We start from the raw sequence: 19,448 nt of genomic DNA, 5'->3' as shown, positions 1-19,448 counted from the left end.
TGCGTACTAAAATTAAGCTTAAAATAGCGTAAATAAGCGACTATTAAATAGATAAATTAAACCGCTTGTAAATGGTGTTCATAAGCTTGTAATGTATTTTGCATTAACATTGCCACCGTCATCGGACCAACGCCACCAGGTACTGGCGTAATAAAACTAGCTTTGGTTTCAGCGGTTAAAAAATCTACATCACCGACTAATTTTTTCGAATATGTATCTCGATTAATTCCTACATCGATCACGATAGCACCTTGCTTCAACCACTCCCCTTTTACAAAATTTGGATGCCCTATACCGACTATAACAATATCTGCCGAGCTAAGATGATCAGCTAAATTTTTAGTTCGACTGTGTGTAATGGTGACCGTACAACCAGCCAACAATAACTCCATCGCCATTGGTCGCCCCACAATATTTGATGCGCCAACAATAACCGCATGTAATCCGCTTAAATCAATATGAGTGCTTTCTAATAATTTCATTACACCATACGATGTACAAGAACGTAACGTCGGAATTTTTTGGCATAAACGCCCTACATTATAAGGGTGAAAACCATCAACATCTTTATCTGATGAGATAGCTTCCGTAATGTAAATAGGATTAATATGTTCCGGTAAGGGTAACTGGACTAAAATACCGTCGATCATTTCATCACTATTTAATTGTTGAATAATAGACAACAGTTCGACTTCTGTAATCGTAGCTGGCAAGTCATAATATTTTGATTCAATACCAATTTCTGCACAGCTTTTACGTTTACTGTTGACATAAACCTGAGAAGCGGGATCCGCCCCCACCAAAATAACGGCTAGCCCAGGACGGCGATATCCATTAACAATATACTGCGCTATCTTTTGTGCGATATTTTGTTTAATCTGTTTAGCAATGTTTATGCCTGAAATAATTTTTGCTGCCATAATATTTTACTGTAAATAATTAATACCTTAGTTATTTTGTCAGAAAATAGATTATTTGCAAATAAAGACTAGCGCGCTAACGAACAAAACACCAACAATTAAACACTGAACCTATAAAAAAACATTGACTGAATAAACAATCAATTTATAATGAGCCTACTATTCTTATCGGCGAGTAGCGCAGCTTGGTAGCGCAACTGGTTTGGGACCAGTGGGTCGTAGGTTCAAATCCTATCTCGCCGACCACTTTATACCAATAAATCTCTTTTATATCTTCATTTGCGCCCTTAGCTCAGCTGGATAGAGCAACGCCCTTCTAAGGCGTGGGTCAAAGGTTCGAATCCTTTAGGGCGTGCCATTTCATTCCAAAAGTCCATTCATATTTATTAATATATTATTTATTTTTGGCATAAATGATCTATAAAAAACTCATCTATATGATGAGTTTTCTGGTTTACTTAATTGGCTAAATTAAACCTGCTTTTTGTAGCGCTTTTAATATAGTGGGTTGTGCGGTTTCAGAAAGTGGTGTAAGCGGCAAGCGTAAGCTAGGCTCACTAATCAAACCTAATTTATAAGCCGCCCATTTCACTGGGATTGGATTTGCTTCAATAAATAAATCGTGATGTAAATCAATCAAACGTTGATTAATTGCTTCTGCTTCAGCAAAATTGCCCGCTAAAACTAATTCACACATTTTAGCCATATCCGCTGCTGCCAGATTATTAGTCACCGATATTACGCCTTGTCCGCCTAATTTCATTGACTCTAAGCCTGTGGCATCATCACCACTTAAAAAAATGAAATCTTCGCCCGCTAATGTTTTAATTAAAGGCAAGCGAGTTAAATCGCCTGTCGCTTCCTTTACCCCGATAATATTAGGAATTTCTGACAAACGCCCGATTGTTTCGGGTTTTAAATCACAGCCTGTTCGACTCGGTACATTATATAAAATTTGAGGTAATTCGGTGCTTTCAGCAATCGCTTTATAGTGTAAATATAATCCTTCTTGAGTAGGTTTATTATAATACGGCACAACACTTAGACAGCCCACAACGCCAACACCATTCAATAATTTAGTAATGGTTACCGCTTCTCTCGTTGCATTTGAGCCGGAACCAGCAATAATGGGAATTCTCCCATCAGCAAACTCTACGGTTTTCTTAATTACTTTCATGTGTTCATCAATAATGAGGGTTGTAGATTCACCGGTCGTCCCCATTGCCACAATGCCATGTGAACCCGCTTGAATATGATATTCAACTAAATTTTTTATCTCTTGGTAATTAACTTCGCCATGCGTCATCGGCGTTAATAAAGCAACAATACTGCCGTGAAAGAGTGGGACGGACATAAGCATCTCCTGTTATTGTATTCTGTGCGATCTAAGTATAATTGCAAATTGATTCTAAATATGCAAATGTTAATCTCAAATAGGCGTATTGAGAGCATTATTAACTTACTTAATGATATAAATTTTCAGCCGACTGGTTTGGGCGAGTTTTAAAACGGCGGTGTAACCACATATATTGAGTTTGCGCTTTTAAAATTTCAGTTTCAACTACTTTATTCATTAAGCGGGCGGTTTCGATCTTATTTTGACAATCATTGAAATCAACCGCAGGACTAATTTTTACCGTATAACCTGAAAAATCATAGTGGCGAATAGGCGTAAATGGTACCACAATACTATTTGGCGCAGAACGTAATAACATATGCGAACCAGCAGTCGTACAAGCTTGTTCAACCGCAAAAAATGGTACAAAAACACTATTTTGTTGGCCATAGTCGTGATCAGGTGCATACCAAATCGTTTCACCGTCTCTTAAAGCACGAATCATACCGCGTAAATCTTTTCTATCAAGCATAGCCTTATTAGAACGTATGCGCCCTTTAAACTGAATCCAGTTTAATAGCGGATTATCATTTGGGCGATAAACACCAATACCTTGATGATGTAACCCAACAATACGTGCACCTAATTCTAGCGTTAAAAAATGTACCCCAACAAATAAAATACCTGTACCTTTTGGTTGTTGTAGATGTTCTAGTCCTTCAATATTAGACCATTTTAAAATAAGTTTATCTGACCAAAACCATGCCATCCCCGTTTCAATAATCGCCATACCAACTGATTCAACATTCTTGATTAAAATAGCTTCTATCTGTTCAGCTGAATAATCAGGAAAACATAATGCTAAATTTCGTCGAGCAACCGCAATCCTCCGCTTACCAAAACTTAATGTTGAAAAAAGCTTAGCCAGTAAACGACCTATTTTTACAAGGATTGGATAAGGTAAACATAAAATTAGTTTAAATATAGCGAGCCCAATCCATAGTCCCCAATACTTTGGCAATAAAAAACGCCATTCAAATGCAGGATTTTTATTATCTTTACTCATTTTTTTATCACCCATCAACTTTAGAATAGATTATAATCAAAAACACGCTAAAAGTGTTAAGCAGATCAAATTTTACTTTAGCATAAGGCTTGAAATTATCAGCCAAAAGCCATATGTTTTAATTAACTTAATAACCTTCACAAAGAGGACAATGCAATGACAATTAATATTTCAAGCAAACAAATGGAAGTAACTCCTGCAATCCGTACTCATATTGAAGAGCGTTTAGCAAAACTCGAAAAATGGCAAACTCAACTTATTAATCCACATTTTATGATTCATAAGTTACCAAACAGTTATGAAGTTGAAGCTTCAATTGGTACGCCTGTTGGAGAACTTTTTGCGAAGGCAAATGATGAAGATCTTTATAAAGCAATTAATGAAGTTGAAACAAAATTAGAATCACAATTAAATAAATTAGTTCATAAAAACGAAGCACGGCGCACTGATAATACATTAAAAAGTGTACAATAAGCCCAGACATAGCAACTAAACTAACCATTAAACTAAATCAATGATTTGGCTTTTTTATTTAGTCTGCCAAAAATAATGGCCCTAATGCGGTTTTAGGAATACCAAAACGACTTGGGTACTCTACATTGACTAAATATAGCCCTTCTGCTTTCGCAGTTGGTGCAGCTAATTGACGGTTTTTTTGTTCAAGTAGCCATTTTATCCATTCAATAGGCTGAAGTCCTTGCCCGACTTCTAATAAACTACCAACAATATTTCGTACCATATGATGTACAAACGCATTTGCTTGAATATCTATAATCACATAATTCCCTTGTCTTACTACATTCAAATGATGAATATTCCGCCAGGGTGTATGCGATTGGCATTTCGCTGCACGAAAAGATGAAAAATCTTGTTCACCTAATAAGTATTGTCCTGCTTGATGCATTTTCTGTGCATCTAGAGGGTAATGATAATGAGCAACACCTTTAGGCAAGATGGCTGTTCGTAATTTACTGTTGAAAATAATATAACGATAACGGCGTGCAGTTGCACTAAAACGTGCATGGAAATCCTCCGCCACCTTTACTGCCCATTTGACGGCAATATCATTAGCTAAATGTGCATTAGTTCCAAAACACCAACTTGCTAATGGGCGCTCAACTTCCGTTTCAAAGTGCACAACTTGCCCTGTGCCGTGCACGCCAGAATCAGTTCGTCCGGCACAGAATACTTCAATAGTGGTATTTGCCACTTTTGATAACGCTTCTTCTAAAGTTTGTTGAACACTGACAACTTCTGCTTGACGTTGCCAACCAAAATAATTGCTACCATCATATTCAATGCCTAATGCAATTTTCATCTTTCCATACCTTAAAACGGGTAAGCGGTAACATTTTTGCCAAAATTTGCTAAAATCGTCCGCTTACGTTAACAACCCGTTAATATTGGCTGTTAGATTATTTGTGAATTAGGTTTAAAAACTCTTTACGTGTTTCACGATCATCTAAAAACACACCACCAAATGCAGAAGTCACTGTATAACTGTTGCTATCCTTTATGCCGCGACACTTAACACAAAAATGCATTGCTTTGACATAGATTGCAACATCTTCGGTTTCTAAAATAGTTTGAAATGCGGTTAAAATCTGCTCAGTGAAACGTTCTTGTACTTGTGGACGTTGAGCAAAAAATTGTACTACTCGGTTAATTTTCGATAAGCCAATTACCCATTTTTTCGGATAATAAGCAACCGCTACTTTGCCATCGATCGTCACAAAATGGTGTTCACAAGTTGAAGTCAATGTAATATCATCAACTAATACCATTTCGCTCACTTTCATACGATTTTCAATCGTGGTAATTTTAGGAAAAGTCGCGTAATCTAACCCGCTAAAGATTTCATCTACATACATTTTTGCTAAACGATGCGGGGTTTCTTCTAAACTATCATCACGTAAATCTAGGCCAAGCAATTCTAATACTGAACGCATATGTTGTTCAATTTCAGCTCGTCGTGAATCTTTATCTTGTGTTAATTCAATTGTTGGCGTTTCGATACCCTTTTTAATCAACGCTTTACGCACTTTTTGGGCTTCGCTTGAGATAATACTCATTGATTCTCCTCTAAAAATTCAAGCTTGGAATTTTAGCAAATTGGTGCTAGAAACACACCTAAAACATCAAATTCGTGTAGAATTATTCTTATCTATCATTTTAAATAATGCCTATGATTCATTATATTTTTAATCGCGAGATTGTCTCACCCGCTATCGAACCACTACTTAAACAACTATTTAGCGGTCAAAATTTTACACAATCCGACCACTTACTAGGATACAGTAAGGGGCGTGGTATTACTTGGTTTTTAAATACTCAAGCAGAACTCGGCATTAATATTGTGCTTCGCCATTATTATCGTGGTGGCTTATTTGGTAAAGTAGTCAAAGATCGCTATCTTTTTCACCGCATTGATCAAACAAGAGCCGTGCAAGAATTTAACCTATTAACCCAAATGCAACGTTGGCATTTACCCGTACCTCGCCCAATTGCGGTTGAAATCAATAAACAATCCATTTTCTATCGTGCCAAAATTATGTTAGAAAAAATTGAACATACTCAAGATCTGAGTAAATTGTTACAAATACAACCGCTTGTCGCAGAACAATACCAACAACTTGGCCAATTGATCCGTCAATTGCATGACCACCAAATACATCATTCTGATTTAAATATTCACAATATTTTGCTTGATGATAACGGCAAATTTTGGTTAATTGATTTTGATAAATGTGGTATTAAAGCTGGCGAAGAATGGAAACAAGCCAATTTAAACCGCTTATTGCGTTCATTCCATAAAGAGCAAACTCGATTAGGTATCCAATTCCATCAGCAGAACTGGCAATCACTGTTAACAGGCTATCAGCAACAGAATCAAGGAGATAACCGGTAGATTTTTACTTACTTTTAGCTTATATTTGCATAAATAAAAAGGGTAATAGGCATCACCTATTACCCCTTGTTATCCACCCAAAACTACCAACCTTTTACTACCCCATCTTTAAAATGATGTTGCGCTTCAGCAAATACTTCCTCAGTTTGATAAGCTTTCACAAAATTTTGCACCGCTTGACTGTCTTGATTATCGGTACGTGCCACAATGATATTGACGTAAGGCGATTGTTTATCTTCTACAAACACACTATCATTTACACTTAATCCCGCTTGGCTTGCATAAGTATTATTCACCACAGCGAGATCAACATCATCTAATGCCTTAGCTGCAACTGAAGTATCCACTTCTTTGATTATTAACTTTTTCGGATTATCCACAATATCTAATTTAGTGGCAAATAAGTTAGTATTATCGTTTAACTTAATTAAACCTTGTTTCTCCAACAACATCAACGCACGTGCATGATTAGAAGGATCATTAGGCACGGCTACAACCGCTTCAGATTTCAACTCAGCTATATTTTTGATTTTTTTGGAATAACCAGCTAATGGATAAACAAAAGCATTACCCACAATCACTAAGTTATTTAATCCCTTTTCTTGAGAGTCTTTATCTAAATAGGGTTTATGTTGCATTGCATTTATATCTAAATCACCTTTACTCACCGCCATATTTGGCAAGGCATAATCATTAAACAAAACAAATTCCACCTCTAAATTATATTTCTGTTTCGCAATTTCTGCCGCTTTTTCTGCTACAGAATGTTCTGGGCCAGACATCACACCTACTTTAATTTTTGTCGAAGCAGAATCACCTTGGTTATTTGCCGGTTTACAACCGGTTAATGCTAAAGTCGAAACAAATATAAAAGCCAACACTTTTTTAAAAATCATAGTAAAACTCCCTTGATGTTGTGTTTATAATTAACGATGATCATAACGTTTTGCTAAATAATCTCCTAATTTTTGGCTGAGCATCACAATCGCCACAATAATCACGGTTGAAATCCACTTAACATAGATCATATTACGATGCTCACCATAACTGATGGCTAAATTGCCTAAGCCACCGCCACCAACAGCTCCCGCCATGGCTGAGTAACCAATTAATGCGACTAACGTTAAGGTAATACCATTAATTAAAATAGGTAAAGATTCTGGTAAATAAAAACGCGTTACGACTTGCCAATTAGTCGCACCCATTGATTTAGCCGCTTCAGTTAAACCGGCTGGAATTTCAATTAATGCATTTGCGGTCAAACGTGCAAAAAAAGGAATAGCCGATACGCTTAATGGCACAATTGCGGCAGTAGTACCTAATGAAGTGCCGACTAAAAAACGCGTAACCGGTAATAAAATAATCAATAAGATAATAAATGGCATTGAGCGACCAATATTAATAATCACATTTAAAATTTGATTAATACGCTCATTTGCCAAAATTTGCTCTTTTTGAGTTAAAAACGCTAAAAAACCCAATGGTAAACCAACCAAAATGGCAATAAAAGAAGCACTAAAACTCATATAAATGGTTTCTAATGTCCCTTCAGCAATTAATTGCCACATTTGAGGCGTTACTTCTTTTAAAAAACTATCCCACATAACCTAACACCTCAATTTTTACATTATTATTAATTAAATAGCATTTTGCTGCTGTAATGGCTTCGCCATCGCCTTCAACCTCAGCAATAACAAAACCAAACTTAACACCACCAGCATAATCAATTTGCGACATTAAAATACTAAAATCAATACCAAATTTTTTCGATGCCATTGACAAAACCGGTGCATCAACAGAGTTACCGGTAAATTCAAATTTAATAATCGGTTTACTATTCAGCGTTGGCTGCGATGAAAACTGTTCGGTATACTCTGTAGGTAATTCAACGTGGAAAGTAGACTGAATAAACTGTTGAGCTAATTGTGTCGTTGGATTTGCAAAAATCTCACTCACGGATCCGGTCTCAATTAACTTACCCTGATCAATCACTGCCACACGATCACAAATACGTTTCACGGCGTCCATTTCATGTGTAATCAATAAAATAGTTAATCCCAACCGCTTATTGATCTCTTTTAATAATTGTAAGATCGATTGTGTCGTTACCGGATCTAATGCACTGGTTGCCTCATCACAAAGTAACACTTTAGGATCACTGGCTAACGCACGAGCAATCGCTACCCGTTGTTTTTGCCCACCAGATAAATTACTTGGGTAAACATCTTTACGTTCAGTTAACCCCACTAACTCAAGTAATTCATTAACCTTTTTAGTAATATGTTCAGTGGGAGTGTTACTTAAACACAACGGTAACGCAACATTCTCAAATACTGTTTGCGATGAAAGCAAATTAAAATGTTGGAAAATCATTGCAATATTACGGCGTGCGCTGATTAGCTCTTGAGATGAAAGGGTTGTTAAATCTTGTCCATCAACAATTACATTACCTACTGTTGGGCGTTCCAATAAGTTCACGCAACGGATTAACGTACTCTTACCCGCACCGGAAGCACCAATTACACCACAAATAGTACCTTTAGGCACGACAAGATTAACATTATCTAATGCAATAATTTTTTTACCATTAACCTCGAACTGCTTGCCGATATTTTTCAGCTCAATCATTATTCTTAACCTATATCTATTAATTATTACATATCATTTTAGACGTCTAGAATGCTATGTCAATTAAATAATGCCATTTTTTATACAAAACGCCTCAAAGTTTATAAAAAATAGTCATTTTGGAGAAAAAAGATAATCTTTTATTTAACTTTTTGAAATTGCAACCTTTGTCTTTGCACAAAAGTGCAATGGTTAATTTAATTGTGATAAGTTTGATTTTTGCTAGAACAATCTAAAATATTTACATTTTTTGCATAATTGTGGTAATGTCTAATATTAAAAAGTAACGACCATTACTATAAAAGTGTCAATTATGGAAATTTTTGAAAAAATCAGATCGCTTAGAAAAAATCATAATCTATCCCAAGAAGAAATAGCGGACAAAATAAATCTGTCTGTCAGCGGTTATCGAAAAATTGAAAATGGTAAATCTCGCATCAACCACAAACGACTAGAACAAATAGCAGAAGCCCTCGAAGTCCCTCCATTAGACTTAATACCCAATTCATGGAGGCATGGATCTTCTATTTACCAAGTTGGCGAAAATAGACTTATTTCACGACTAGAAGAAATGCTTAAAATTTTAAATACTTAATTCATATTTAAATAAACTATGGATAAGCTAGCTTATGCTTGCTATTTTTTCTAAAATTCAATTGCTAACTTATTAGTTTCAAATCACCCAAATACAAAAACGCCTACCATTCTGTTTGGTAGGCGTTATATCCGCAACATAAATTTAAAACACTAGAAATCTAGCTTTAAGCCAACGTTAATCGCTTTACGGTGGCGGAATTTACCAGTTTGATATTCGCCATTCAAGAATATACGAACATTATCACTTACTTGGTAATTGGCGCCTAATTTGACACCAACATCTGGGCGATTGCCCGAGGTTTTCTCACTTACATTGACTTTATAACCACCGTAGTTTGAAATGTAAGCCACTTTACCATTCAAAATTTGGTAAAAATTCAATCCTGCATTCAACGTTAATTTACCTTCGCTATCTGCTTTCCATAAACCATTCAAACCAACTGTTAACGCTGTTTCTTTTGTGTTGACATTATCAGCAGAAACCGTATCTCCATCAAACTTGCCTAAATAGTAATCTATATCTGTTGATTGAGTATGTTTCAAACCAACGCTTGGCATAACACCAACACCTCCAAAATCAAACCATTTACCAACAGCGCTGCCTACAACAAACTGACCGCCTGCATCAGCGCCGTAAGTTGAGGTTGCTTTTAGGCGGTCAAAACCAACAAGACCACTTACCCAATAGCTACTAGGTGTCGGCGCATAAGCGTAAGCTGCTTCAAAACCATAACCATGAGTATTAAGTGCTTTTTTCAATCCTTGATAGCTTTCAGTCCAGCCGTAATCTACTCGACTTAATTGAACCTCTAAACGGTGTTGTCTGTTACTAAATGATTTAGCCAACCCTACAGTTTGAGAGTTGTCTTGGCTTTCGCCATTGACACTAGACAATGCTTTAGCTTTTGTTTTACCAAAACCGCTGTCCATCCATATAGCACCTGATTGCTCCGCGCTTAATGCGTGGTCTATTGCTTTTTCACTACGCAACACTTTTTCATTAACTAGGTGTAATTGAACATGCTGAGCAGTTGCTGTATTCATGCCGAAGACCGTTTGGTTCAAGTTTTTAGAATACAGTAACGCATTTGCAATACCTAAACCCATTAGCGGGCTAGCTTTACTTGTTTTTTTATTTTTGTAGCTCCCAATAACATATATACAGAGCATCTTTAGTTGAATTCATCGCCGAATTAATAGATGCATTAGGCGCAATATCTAGAATTACTTCCGTCATAAATGTACCGTGCCCATGCTCATCTTTGCTATCTTCTTTGCTTTTACCATCTAAACTCAATACTTTTCTGCTGATATTACGATTACGATTAATCAAACCTTTAGCATTTCTTCTAATCCCTGTATCTACCAAACCAACGTAAACACCTTGTCCTTTTGCTTCGGCTTTATCTTGCTCGGCAGCATCCTTGTATCGCCCGTGACCATAGGCTATGTTTTGCGAATGTGTTACATCATCCCCACCGCTGCTCCCACCACAAGCAGAGAGCAATGCTGTTGTTGTGGCTAATGTGATAATTTTGTATTGTCTTTTCATTTTCGTAAATTTAAGTGAAATAAATTTATTCTCACTCATACTTAAATCGATGTCTAATGCCTAAAAGTGCCATTATGACCTTAATAGTATCAATTTGAATCCAAAACTATAATGTTTTTTAAACGCTTTAGGCTTTACGCCAAACTGTGCCGATTGGTGTGTCTTCTAACAAGATATTCATTGCTTTGAGTTTATCTCTGACTTGATCCGCTACTGCCCAATTTTTATTAGCTTTTGCCTGATTACGTTGCTGAATTAATGCTTCAATCTCTGCGGTTTGGTCGATATTCACTTCGCCTTTTAAAAAATTATCTGGATCTTGTGTTAATAAGCCAAGTACTGCAGCCAATTCTTTTAAACAGACCGCTAATGCATTTGCTTGCTGTTGATCTTCTGTTTTTAATTTATTCACTTCACGTGCCATTTCAAATAAGACCGCTAATGCTGCTGGCGTGTTGAAATCATCGTCCATTGCCGTTTTAAAAGCGGTAACATAATTTTCACCGCCATTCGCTTGTACAGATAAGTCACAGCCTCGTAAAGCAGTATATAAACGTTCTAATGCTGATCGGGCTAAATCTAAGTTATCAATGCTGTAGTCTAATAAAGAACGATAATGTGCTGTCAAAAAGAAATAGCGTAACGATTCAGCATCATAAAGCCCTAACATATGGCGAATGCTAAAAAAATTGCCGACTGATTTAGACATTTTCTCTTTATCAATCGTCAACATACCTGTATGCAACCAATAGTTGACATATTCACCTTGATGAGCACAACAAGATTGGGCAATTTCATTTTCGTGATGTGGAAACATTAAATCCGCGCCACCACCATGAATATCAAAATGTTCGCCTAATTCTTTATTGTTCATTGCTGAACATTCAATATGCCAACCTGGACGCCCATTTCCCCACGGGCTTAGCCAACTTGGTTCATTTTCTTTAGATCTTTTCCATAGGACAAAATCCATCGGATTCTTCTTAGCTGATTTAATTTCAACTCTAGCGCCCGCTTGCAACTGATCCAGATTTTGGCGAGACAACGCACCATACTGATTAAATGAGGTCACATCAAACATTACATCACCATCTGCGGCAACATAAGCATGGCCATTCATAATCAACTTTTCAACCATGGCAATAATTTCTGCGATATGTTCAGTTGCACGAGGCTCTACATCAGGCCGCATAATGTTCAATGCGTCAAAATCATTATGCATTTCTGCAATCATTCGCTCGACAAGTGCTTCACAACTCTCATTATTCTCTAAAGCACGCTTAATGATTTTATCATCTACATCGGTAATATTGCGGACATAACGTAAGTTATAGCCTGAATAACGTAAATAACGAGCAATCACATCAAATGATACAAAAGTCCGCCCATGCCCAAAATGACAAAGATCATAAACCGTCACGCCGCAGACATACATACCAACTTGTGCAGGGTTAATCGGTTTAAATTCTTCTTTCTCACGTTTTAGAGTGTTATAAATTTTGAGCATAGTGTCCTCATTGCTTAAATACTAAAATAGTGGCAAAGTATAGCGAATAAGCAGTCTAATTTTGAGATTTTTTTGCAATTTGGCTAAAACTTTTTAATAATAGTGACACAATCTTCCCCTTTATGTTGATAAGGAAACCAAAATGATTACATTACATACTAATTATGGCGATATTAAAATCGAATTATATTCTGATAAAGCGCCAACCACTGCACAAAATTTTACCGATTACTGTCAGCAAGGTTTTTATAATGGCACTATTTTTCACCGTGTAATTGATGGTTTTATGATTCAGGGTGGAGGCATGAGCGCAGGTTTAATTGAAAAACCAACCAATGCGCCTATTCAGAATGAAGCAAGTAATGGCCTAAGCAATAAACGTGGTACATTAGCAATGGCACGTACTGCTGATCCACATTCAGCAAGCTCACAATTTTTTATCAATGTAGCGGACAATACTTTTTTAGATTATCGTGCTAAAGAAATGTTCGGTAAAACGGTTGTACAAGAATGGGGCTACGCTGTCTTTGGCGAAGTTACGGAAGGTATGGAAGTCGTTGATAAGATCAAAGCAGTTAAAACAGGTAACAAAGGGTTTCACCAAGATGTACCCGTTGAGGATATTGTGATTGAATCTGTCACTGTCGCATAATTTATGCTACACCGAAATGGCACAAGTATATAGCTTGTGCCTATTTTTTATAATGCTAATTTGCTATTTTAATCTCAAGCAAAAATAATCCCATACAAAGACTATGCAAATTTACCTTGTTGGCGGAGCCGTTCGTGATCAGTTGCTCAATTTACCGATTAAAGACCGTGATTTCTTAGTAGTAGGTGCTACTGCTACAGAATTAATTAATCAAGGCTATCAACAAGTTGGTGCTGATTTTCCTGTTTTTCTACATCCCGTTACCCAACAAGAATATGCGCTCGCGCGGCAAGAACGAAAAAGTGGTACCGGCTACACGGGTTTTGTCTGTGATTTTTCGCCCAATGTTACATTAGAACAAGATCTAATTCGACGAGATTTAACCATTAATGCGATGGCTCAAGACCTAACAAGCGGACAAATTTTCGACCCTTTTGGCGGAAAAACTGACTTAGCGAACCGCCTCTTACGCCATATTTCTGATGCTTTTGCAGAAGATCCATTAAGAGTTTTACGTGTCGCACGTTTTGCAGCTCACTTTCATCATTTAGGCTTTAGCATTGCCGAACAAACGCTAGAATTAATGCAAAAAATGACCGCTTGTGGAGAATTAAATCACCTTACTGCGGAACGTATTTGGCGAGAGACAGAAAAAGCCTTACACACTGAATCGCCTCACATTTACTTTCAAGTATTGAGAAAAGTAAATGCATTAGCAGTACTCTTCCCTGAAATTGATCAACTATTTGGTCAAATTCAATCAACTAAATATCATCTTGAAACCGATCGTGGCCAACATACATTACTTGCACTTCAACAAGCTAAATTACTTGTTAAACAAGCCCATAATCCGACCGCTTTACTGTGGGCGGTGCTATGTCATGATCTAGGTAAAGGCTTAATTTCTGCTGAAATGCTACCGCATCATTATCAACCCGATGTAACCGGCATCCAGCTCACTCATCAATTAGCTGATCGTTTAAAAGTACCAACCGCTGTCAAAGAACTTGCCTTATTAGTGAATAAATATCATACAGATTGCCATAAAATCGCCGAATTAGACAGCGAAAGGGTATTAGAACTCTTTAATCAATTAGATGTATGGCGTAAACCTCAAAGGCTAGACGACTTCTTACTCGCTTGTGAAGCAGATGCACGTGCTCGATTAGGCGCTGAGTATTGCTCTTATCTGCAAGCAACATTCGCAATTGACTATTTTAATGCCGCTAATGCTGTTAATGTACAAGCAATAATTGCCGATGGTTTTAAAAAACAAGCTATTCGCGATGAATTAAACCATAGGCGAATTAACATCATCAAACAAATAAAAAATGCTAATTTAAAATAGGAATATTATGTTGAATCCACTAGAAAAAATGAATATCGTCTTAGCGGCTAACCAATCATATTCGGAATATATTCTTACCACCATCAAATCTATTTGCTTACATAATAAACATATTCGATTTTATTTACTTAATCGTGATTATCCTACTGAATGGTTTGATATTCTGAATAACAAATTACGCAAATTGAACAGTGAAATTATTGATATAAAAGTCACCAATGACACCATTAAAAATTTTAAAACATACTCGCATATTTCATCTGATACGACTTTTTTCGGTATTTTATTAGTGATTTTATTGAGCAAGATAAGGTTATTTATTTAGATGCTGATATTGTGGTAAATGGTTCTTTAACTGAATTATATCAAACAGATATAAGCAATTATTTTTTGGCTGCGGTAAAAGATATTATTGCCGAAAAAATCTATGTAAATAACAATACTTTTAATGCTGGCATGTTATTAATTAATAATAAAAAGTGGAGAGAACACAATATAACTCAATTTTGTTTATCATTGTCAGAAAAATATATTAATTCTCTTCCTTATGCCGATCAAAGTATTCTTAATCTTATATTCAAAGACAAATGGTTAAAACTAAATCGTGGATATAATTATTTAATTGGTACAGATTACTTATTTTTTAAGTATGGAAAAACAAGATATTTAGAAGATTTAGGAGAAACTATCCCGCTTATTATTCATTATAATACCGAAGCAAAGCCATGGCTTAATATATTTAATACAAGATTTAGAAATATTTATTGGTTTTATTATGAACTAAATTGGCAAGATATTTATGCTAAACACAATTAAATGAATTACTGCACCAATTTTAATCTACAGAATTTTATTTATTGGTATTCTTCTAACCATATGCCTAAAATTGCTTCTAAAATATGCTCATTTGATGCTTGAGGATCATCATCAAACTTATCAATTTCGCAGATCCATTTATGCATATCCGTAAAACGTACTGTGGTAGGATCTAAATCCGGATTCATATCATACAAACTTTCCGCAATTAGTCTCGTATCTGTCCATTTCATCAGTGTACCGCCTCATTTGCGTGATTTAGATTATATTTTGGGATTTCAACGACTAAGTCTTCTTCACCAACAATACATTGACAGCTTAAACGACTATCCATTTCTAAGCCCCAAGCTTTATCTAACATATCTTCTTCTTGATCGGAAGTTTCATTTAATGAATCAAATCCTTCGCGAATAACTACGTGACAAGTAGTGCAAGCACAAGAAGCATCACAAGCATGGTGAATTTCAACACCCGCATTATGCGCAAGCTCAAGTAAGTTATCACCTGATTTTGCTTCAATCACCATACCTTCTGGGCAAAACTCTTCATGCGGAAGAAATACTACTTTTGGCATAAAATCCTCTTTTAGATAATTTCATCAACGGCTTTACCCGCTAATGCTTTTTGAATAGATAAATTCATTCGTTTCGCTGCAAATGCTTGAGTGGCTAAATCAAGATCTTTGATACTTCGCTGAATCGCGATACGATCAGTACCTGCTTTTAATCCGATCAATTTCTGTATTTCAACCTCAATCGCATTAAATTCTGCTGCACTAAGCACTGCTTTACCGTCTTTTTGTAAAGCTGCCATCACCATCTCAATCACTCTATCTGCTTCAACACGTTGTTCTGCAAGTTGACGCGCTTCCATATCAGCTTTTGCATTTGACATTGATGATTTAATCATTTGGGTAACTTCTTCATCAGTTAAACCATAAGATGGTTTAATTTGAATAGATGCTTGCACTTTAGTTGATTTTTCCATTGCAGTAACGCTTAATAAACCATCTGCATCAACTTGATAGGTAACACGAATAGTTGCTGCACCGGCTACCATAGGTGGAATACCGCATAATGTAAAACGAGCTAATGATCGACAATCGTCCACCAACTCACGCTCACCTTGTAGCACATGAACACTCATTGCTGTCTGACCATCTTTAGCAGTAGTAAATTCTTGCGCGCGCGCCACTGGAATTGTAGTATTACGTGGAATAATCTTTTCAACTAATCCTCCCATTGTTTCAATTCCCAACGAGAGCGGCACAACATCTAGCAATAACATTTCATTATCAGGCTTATTGCCCACTAAAATATCGGCTTGAATGGCTGCACCTAATGCCACAACCTTATCCGGATCAATTGAAGTTAACGGTTTTTTCGCAAAAAATTCACCAACGGCTTCACGTACAAATGGCACTCGAGTTGAGCCTCCAACCATCACCACTTGACATACCTCTTCAATGTCTACTGACGCATCTTTTAAAGCCCGACGGCAAGCAACTAATGAGCGCTTAACAAGCGGTTGAATTAATTGATTAAATTGCGCTTGAGTAATACTACCCGTCCAATTAGCAAAATGTAAGGATGTTTCATCCGCTTGCGATAAAGCGATTTTAGTTTGAGTCGCCAAAGTCAATAATTGTCGTTGTTCTGTCGCATTTTTTGGCTGAACCGCCGCTTGTGTTGCAATCCAATCAGCTAATAAATGATCAAAATCATCGCCACCTAATGCTGTATCTCCCCCCGTTGCTAATACTTCAAACACACCTTTACTTAGGCGTAAAATAGAAATATCAAATGTGCCACCGCCCAAATCATAAACTGCAATCACACCTTCTTGACCACTATCTAAACCATAAGCAATAGCAGCTGCGGTGGGTTCATTTAATAAACGTAATATATTTAATCCCGCTAAACGTGCGGCATCTTTAGTGCTTTGCCGTTGCGCATCATCAAAATAAGTGGGTACCGTGATTACAACTCCCGATAATTCACCGGCTAAACGCTGTTCAGCTAAGTGATTGAGATGGCTTAAAATATCTGCTGATACTTCAATCGGGCTTTTATAGCCTTGCTTAGTATGAATTAAAGGTAAACCATTTTCACTGGCTTGAAATTGGTAAGGTAAATTTGGATAACGTGTTTGCACATCCATTAACGAACGACCAATTAAACGTTTCGCTGAAATGATGGTGTTTTGTGGATCATACGAAGCCTGCTCAAATGCTGTGACTCCAACCATTTTACTTGTTTCTGTATAGTGAACCACCGATGGAATTAACGCGCTTTCTTTATCATCCAACAATACTTGTACTTGCCCACTACGTACACTGGCAACTAATGAATTAGTCGTACCGAGATCAATACCTACTGCTAAACGTAACTGGTGCGGTGCCGCAGTTTGCCCAGGTTCAGCGATTTGAAGTAATGCCATTTTTGTATCTCTCTTTAACTATATAACTTTCTCATTTATCTGAGAAAAAAATTACACCACCGAATATCCCATATTTTCTGGTGCAAACACGCTTTGGTAGTGACGTTCAATCGACACAGGAATTTTACTTTCTAAATCAAGTACTTGGTGTCCTTGTAAATCCGCAATATCCGCTTGCCAATTTTGCCAACGTAAATCTTGATAGAAGTCAATTAAATCATCTGACAATGCCCAACCTAAAAATTCAGAATAGGTTAACTTTAAGCTTTGCCATTGTTTAGCTATTGGGTGGTGGTAATAAATTTCGCCCATGTTATCGCCTAATGCTCCAGCATTAATAGCAAAATAACCACCAACCGCATCATCGGCTATGAGTAAATAACCCGGTTGCTCGCCTGACTGTTTAAATGTTTCACCAAAATTCCAATCAAATAAACCGCGAGCCAATTTTTCATTACCGCTGCCTAAAATTCGTAACCAACCATAATCAATAAATATACCACCGGTTTCATAAACAATCGCACCAAGCAATGAGTGCGTAGATAATTGCAAGCTGACTAGCGTCTGATTAGCATTTTCTGGATAACTAGCTAAAATTTGATAATGATTACGTGTTTGTGCAAACCAATCTCGTAAAATTAACCAAGCAGATTGTTTCGATAATAATTGTTCTAAAGTCTTCATATTCAAGATTCTGCCTTAGCGCTCAAAATTGCCATATTGAGTAATTAATATTCAAGCAATTTATCTTCAACTTTTTCAATTTGTATTATTAATTTTTTAAAATAACGCAAATGCTCAGTCAATAAATCAGCTTTTTGCCATTGTTGTTGATTTAACAAAGTTGCTAATTGCTGTTCCACATTACGTTGCTCAGTTTTAATCTGTTTTAAAAAATCAGCTAATTGCTGTTCGGATCGACTGTTTTCAATACTGTCTAATTTTTCGTGCCATTCCATATGTTGCATTAAAAAATCAAGATCTTGCTGACTATTCTCTTCAAGATTTTTCACGATTCCCGTATTAATCTCAATAATTGCCGTTGCACGGGCAATCGGATCTTTTAAGATTTGTAATGCCTCATTTACATCTGCCGATTGTTGTAACGCAGCTAATTGTTTATCGGCAGGTTGATTCGCAAAATTATCCGGATGAAACTGCTTTTGTAAAGCAAGATAACGCTCAGAAAGCTGAGCGTTATCAATCTGAAATTGCACTGGCAAATTAAACAAACTAAATGGATTACGCATTGCTCCTCCTAAACACTAAAGCTTTCACCACAACCGCACTCATTTTTAACATTCGGATTGCTATATTTAAAGCCTTCGTTTAAGCCTTCTTTGACAAAATCTAATTCTGTTCCATCTAAATAAGTTAAACTTTTTTCATCGACAATCACTTTAATGCCGTGCTGTTCAAACACGTGATCATCTTCATTTAATACATCAACAAATTCCAAAACATAAGCCAATCCAGAGCACCCTGACGTCTTTACACCTAAACGTAAACCGATGCCTTTACCTCGATTTTCTAAAAATGTACGGACTCGATTCGCCGCAGTCTCTGTTAATGTAATGGCCATAAAATATCCTTTTAATCTGTTAAATGAAAACAATCGCTAATAAATAAAACACGGAAACCAAGCGTAGCCAATTTGCAAAAAATTTGCGAAAAACAAG

The 19,448-nt window shown here is 36.6% G+C and carries 22 protein-coding genes, 2 tRNA genes and 1 pseudogene; 8 read left to right on the top strand and 17 right to left on the bottom strand.

Annotated elements, in window-relative coordinates; translation table 11 throughout:
* Positions 1-56 precede the first annotated feature (56 nt).
* Positions 57-920 (bottom strand): bifunctional methylenetetrahydrofolate dehydrogenase/methenyltetrahydrofolate cyclohydrolase FolD, encoded by an 864-nt coding sequence (gene folD, locus BMX01_RS01030; RefSeq protein ID WP_064081951.1) that lies wholly within the window; start codon positions 918-920, stop codon positions 57-59.
* A 169-nt stretch (positions 921-1,089) separates the two neighbouring features.
* On the opposite strand from folD, the gene BMX01_RS01025 reads away from it, so the two are divergent.
* Together BMX01_RS01025 and BMX01_RS01020 are read left to right on the top strand one after the other, a co-directional pair.
* Positions 1,090-1,166, top strand: a tRNA-Pro gene (locus BMX01_RS01025).
* 35 nt (positions 1,167-1,201) lie between these two features.
* Positions 1,202-1,278: transfer RNA gene (locus tag BMX01_RS01020), tRNA-Arg, on the top strand.
* Positions 1,279-1,386: 108 nt separating this feature from the next.
* On the opposite strand, the gene dapA is transcribed toward BMX01_RS01020, so the two are convergent.
* Together dapA and BMX01_RS01010 are read right to left on the bottom strand one after the other, a co-directional pair.
* On the bottom strand, positions 1,387-2,274 hold the full coding sequence (dapA, locus tag BMX01_RS01015; RefSeq protein WP_078179336.1) for a 4-hydroxy-tetrahydrodipicolinate synthase: 888 nt from the start codon (positions 2,272-2,274) through the stop codon (positions 1,387-1,389).
* A 109-nt stretch (positions 2,275-2,383) separates the two neighbouring features.
* Positions 2,384-3,322, bottom strand: coding sequence for a Kdo(2)-lipid IV(A) acyltransferase (locus BMX01_RS01010; RefSeq protein ID WP_064083000.1), 939 nt, complete (start codon positions 3,320-3,322; stop codon positions 2,384-2,386).
* Between the two features lie 156 nt (positions 3,323-3,478).
* Between BMX01_RS01010 and hpf the strand changes: the two genes are divergently transcribed.
* Positions 3,479-3,796 carry a ribosome hibernation-promoting factor, HPF/YfiA family gene (hpf, locus tag BMX01_RS01005; RefSeq protein ID WP_064081953.1) on the top strand — a complete coding sequence of 106 codons (318 nt, stop codon included), beginning with the start codon at positions 3,479-3,481 and terminating at the stop codon, positions 3,794-3,796.
* 58 nt (positions 3,797-3,854) lie between these two features.
* On the opposite strand, the gene truA is transcribed toward hpf, so the two are convergent.
* Both truA and folE read right to left on the bottom strand, forming a co-directional pair.
* On the bottom strand, positions 3,855-4,640 hold the full coding sequence (gene truA / locus BMX01_RS01000; RefSeq protein WP_064081954.1) for a tRNA pseudouridine(38-40) synthase TruA: 786 nt from the start codon (positions 4,638-4,640) through the stop codon (positions 3,855-3,857).
* A gap of 97 nt (positions 4,641-4,737) precedes the next feature.
* Positions 4,738-5,394, bottom strand: a complete 657-nt coding sequence (gene folE / locus BMX01_RS00995) for a GTP cyclohydrolase I FolE (protein WP_064081955.1) — start codon at positions 5,392-5,394, stop codon at positions 4,738-4,740.
* Positions 5,395-5,507: 113 nt separating this feature from the next.
* Here folE and BMX01_RS00990 point away from each other — a divergent pair, with 113 nt between their 5' ends.
* Complete coding sequence (locus tag BMX01_RS00990) at positions 5,508-6,230, top strand: 3-deoxy-D-manno-octulosonic acid kinase (RefSeq protein WP_064083001.1); 723 nt, start codon at positions 5,508-5,510, stop codon at positions 6,228-6,230.
* An 83-nt stretch (positions 6,231-6,313) separates the two neighbouring features.
* On the opposite strand, the gene BMX01_RS00985 is transcribed toward BMX01_RS00990, so the two are convergent.
* From BMX01_RS00985 to metN, 3 genes are read right to left on the bottom strand one after another with little or no spacing between them, the layout of a single operon-like run.
* Positions 6,314-7,126: a MetQ/NlpA family lipoprotein gene (locus BMX01_RS00985; protein WP_064081956.1), complete on the bottom strand. Its 813-nt coding sequence runs from the start codon at positions 7,124-7,126 to the stop codon at positions 6,314-6,316.
* A 30-nt stretch (positions 7,127-7,156) separates the two neighbouring features.
* Positions 7,157-7,834 (bottom strand): methionine ABC transporter permease, encoded by a 678-nt coding sequence (locus BMX01_RS00980; RefSeq protein WP_064081957.1) that lies wholly within the window; start codon positions 7,832-7,834, stop codon positions 7,157-7,159.
* Complete coding sequence (gene metN, locus BMX01_RS00975; RefSeq protein ID WP_064081958.1) at positions 7,824-8,858, bottom strand: methionine ABC transporter ATP-binding protein MetN; 1,035 nt, start codon at positions 8,856-8,858, stop codon at positions 7,824-7,826. The genes BMX01_RS00980 and metN overlap by 11 nt, the downstream gene beginning before the upstream one ends.
* A 313-nt stretch (positions 8,859-9,171) precedes the next feature.
* On the opposite strand from metN, the gene BMX01_RS00970 reads away from it, so the two are divergent.
* Positions 9,172-9,453, top strand: a complete 282-nt coding sequence (locus BMX01_RS00970) for a helix-turn-helix domain-containing protein (RefSeq protein WP_064081959.1) — start codon at positions 9,172-9,174, stop codon at positions 9,451-9,453.
* 152 nt (positions 9,454-9,605) lie between these two features.
* On the opposite strand, the gene BMX01_RS00965 is transcribed toward BMX01_RS00970, so the two are convergent.
* The 3 genes from BMX01_RS00965 to cysS all read right to left on the bottom strand — a co-directional run bounded on the left by BMX01_RS00965 (position 9,606) and on the right by cysS (position 12,514).
* Complete coding sequence (locus tag BMX01_RS00965; RefSeq protein WP_064081960.1) at positions 9,606-10,562, bottom strand: autotransporter outer membrane beta-barrel domain-containing protein; 957 nt, start codon at positions 10,560-10,562, stop codon at positions 9,606-9,608.
* A gap of 25 nt (positions 10,563-10,587) precedes the next feature.
* Positions 10,588-11,007, bottom strand: coding sequence for a S8/S53 family peptidase (locus tag BMX01_RS00960; protein ID WP_126497631.1), 420 nt, complete (start codon positions 11,005-11,007; stop codon positions 10,588-10,590).
* Positions 11,008-11,134: 127 nt separating this feature from the next.
* Entirely contained in the window at positions 11,135-12,514 is a 1,380-nt protein-coding gene (gene cysS / locus BMX01_RS00955) for a cysteine--tRNA ligase (RefSeq protein ID WP_064081962.1), read from the bottom strand.
* A 142-nt stretch (positions 12,515-12,656) separates the two neighbouring features.
* On the opposite strand from cysS, the gene BMX01_RS00950 reads away from it, so the two are divergent.
* The 3 genes and pseudogenes from BMX01_RS00950 to BMX01_RS00935 all read left to right on the top strand — a co-directional run bounded on the left by BMX01_RS00950 (position 12,657) and on the right by BMX01_RS00935 (position 15,330).
* Complete coding sequence (locus tag BMX01_RS00950; protein ID WP_064081963.1) at positions 12,657-13,166, top strand: peptidylprolyl isomerase; 510 nt, start codon at positions 12,657-12,659, stop codon at positions 13,164-13,166.
* Between the two features lie 103 nt (positions 13,167-13,269).
* Positions 13,270-14,514 (top strand): multifunctional CCA addition/repair protein, encoded by a 1,245-nt coding sequence (locus tag BMX01_RS00945; protein ID WP_064081964.1) that lies wholly within the window; start codon positions 13,270-13,272, stop codon positions 14,512-14,514.
* A 7-nt stretch (positions 14,515-14,521) separates the two neighbouring features.
* Positions 14,522-15,330: pseudogene (locus BMX01_RS00935) on the top strand (glycosyltransferase family 8 protein).
* A 38-nt stretch (positions 15,331-15,368) separates the two neighbouring features.
* Here BMX01_RS00935 and iscX read toward each other — a convergent pair.
* From iscX to iscA, 6 genes are read right to left on the bottom strand one after another with little or no spacing between them, the layout of a single operon-like run.
* Positions 15,369-15,563, bottom strand: a complete 195-nt coding sequence (gene iscX, locus BMX01_RS00930; protein WP_064081967.1) for a Fe-S cluster assembly protein IscX — start codon at positions 15,561-15,563, stop codon at positions 15,369-15,371.
* A complete protein-coding gene (fdx, locus tag BMX01_RS00925; protein WP_064081968.1) occupies positions 15,563-15,904 on the bottom strand; it encodes an ISC system 2Fe-2S type ferredoxin in 342 nt (113 codons plus the stop codon). Before fdx ends, iscX begins: the two co-directional genes overlap by 1 nt.
* Before the next feature lie 11 nt (positions 15,905-15,915).
* Complete coding sequence (gene hscA / locus BMX01_RS00920) at positions 15,916-17,769, bottom strand: Fe-S protein assembly chaperone HscA (protein ID WP_074647591.1); 1,854 nt, start codon at positions 17,767-17,769, stop codon at positions 15,916-15,918.
* 51 nt (positions 17,770-17,820) lie between these two features.
* Positions 17,821-18,453 carry a DUF2625 family protein gene (locus BMX01_RS00915; protein ID WP_064081970.1) on the bottom strand — a complete coding sequence of 211 codons (633 nt, stop codon included), beginning with the start codon at positions 18,451-18,453 and terminating at the stop codon, positions 17,821-17,823.
* A 44-nt stretch (positions 18,454-18,497) separates the two neighbouring features.
* Complete coding sequence (hscB, locus tag BMX01_RS00910; RefSeq protein WP_064081971.1) at positions 18,498-19,019, bottom strand: Fe-S protein assembly co-chaperone HscB; 522 nt, start codon at positions 19,017-19,019, stop codon at positions 18,498-18,500.
* Between the two features lie 8 nt (positions 19,020-19,027).
* Positions 19,028-19,351 (bottom strand): iron-sulfur cluster assembly protein IscA, encoded by a 324-nt coding sequence (gene iscA / locus BMX01_RS00905; RefSeq protein ID WP_010944999.1) that lies wholly within the window; start codon positions 19,349-19,351, stop codon positions 19,028-19,030.
* Positions 19,352-19,448 lie beyond the last annotated feature (97 nt).

The sequence above is a fragment of the [Haemophilus] ducreyi genome, from assembly GCF_900109315.1.
Taxonomy (GTDB): domain Bacteria; phylum Pseudomonadota; class Gammaproteobacteria; order Enterobacterales; family Pasteurellaceae; genus Haemophilus_B; species Haemophilus_B ducreyi.
This window is presented reverse-complemented; position numbering and strand designations above follow the sequence as displayed.

What these genes read in the sequence shown, in the direction of transcription:
- folD (WP_064081951.1), bottom strand. Translation starts at nt 920, where the DNA reads ATGGCAGCAAAAATTATTTCAGGCATAAACATTGCTAAACAGATTAAA.
- dapA (WP_078179336.1), bottom strand. Translation starts at nt 2,274, where the DNA reads ATGTCCGTCCCACTCTTTCACGGCAGTATTGTTGCTTTATTAACGCCG.
- BMX01_RS01010 (WP_064083000.1), bottom strand. Translation starts at nt 3,322, where the DNA reads ATGAGTAAAGATAATAAAAATCCTGCATTTGAATGGCGTTTTTTATTG.
- hpf (WP_064081953.1), top strand. Translation starts at nt 3,479, where the DNA reads ATGACAATTAATATTTCAAGCAAACAAATGGAAGTAACTCCTGCAATC.
- truA (WP_064081954.1), bottom strand. Translation starts at nt 4,640, where the DNA reads ATGAAAATTGCATTAGGCATTGAATATGATGGTAGCAATTATTTTGGT.
- folE (WP_064081955.1), bottom strand. Translation starts at nt 5,394, where the DNA reads ATGAGTATTATCTCAAGCGAAGCCCAAAAAGTGCGTAAAGCGTTGATT.
- BMX01_RS00990 (WP_064083001.1), top strand. Translation starts at nt 5,508, where the DNA reads ATGATTCATTATATTTTTAATCGCGAGATTGTCTCACCCGCTATCGAA.
- BMX01_RS00985 (WP_064081956.1), bottom strand. Translation starts at nt 7,126, where the DNA reads ATGATTTTTAAAAAAGTGTTGGCTTTTATATTTGTTTCGACTTTAGCA.
- BMX01_RS00980 (WP_064081957.1), bottom strand. Translation starts at nt 7,834, where the DNA reads ATGTGGGATAGTTTTTTAAAAGAAGTAACGCCTCAAATGTGGCAATTA.
- metN (WP_064081958.1), bottom strand. Translation starts at nt 8,858, where the DNA reads ATGATTGAGCTGAAAAATATCGGCAAGCAGTTCGAGGTTAATGGTAAA.
- BMX01_RS00970 (WP_064081959.1), top strand. Translation starts at nt 9,172, where the DNA reads ATGGAAATTTTTGAAAAAATCAGATCGCTTAGAAAAAATCATAATCTA.
- BMX01_RS00965 (WP_064081960.1), bottom strand. Translation starts at nt 10,562, where the DNA reads ATGGGTTTAGGTATTGCAAATGCGTTACTGTATTCTAAAAACTTGAAC.
- BMX01_RS00960 (WP_126497631.1), bottom strand. Translation starts at nt 11,007, where the DNA reads ATGAAAAGACAATACAAAATTATCACATTAGCCACAACAACAGCATTG.
- cysS (WP_064081962.1), bottom strand. Translation starts at nt 12,514, where the DNA reads ATGCTCAAAATTTATAACACTCTAAAACGTGAGAAAGAAGAATTTAAA.
- BMX01_RS00950 (WP_064081963.1), top strand. Translation starts at nt 12,657, where the DNA reads ATGATTACATTACATACTAATTATGGCGATATTAAAATCGAATTATAT.
- BMX01_RS00945 (WP_064081964.1), top strand. Translation starts at nt 13,270, where the DNA reads ATGCAAATTTACCTTGTTGGCGGAGCCGTTCGTGATCAGTTGCTCAAT.
- iscX (WP_064081967.1), bottom strand. Translation starts at nt 15,563, where the DNA reads ATGAAATGGACAGATACGAGACTAATTGCGGAAAGTTTGTATGATATG.
- fdx (WP_064081968.1), bottom strand. Translation starts at nt 15,904, where the DNA reads ATGCCAAAAGTAGTATTTCTTCCGCATGAAGAGTTTTGCCCAGAAGGT.
- hscA (WP_074647591.1), bottom strand. Translation starts at nt 17,769, where the DNA reads ATGGCATTACTTCAAATCGCTGAACCTGGGCAAACTGCGGCACCGCAC.
- BMX01_RS00915 (WP_064081970.1), bottom strand. Translation starts at nt 18,453, where the DNA reads ATGAAGACTTTAGAACAATTATTATCGAAACAATCTGCTTGGTTAATT.
- hscB (WP_064081971.1), bottom strand. Translation starts at nt 19,019, where the DNA reads ATGCGTAATCCATTTAGTTTGTTTAATTTGCCAGTGCAATTTCAGATT.
- iscA (WP_010944999.1), bottom strand. Translation starts at nt 19,351, where the DNA reads ATGGCCATTACATTAACAGAGACTGCGGCGAATCGAGTCCGTACATTT.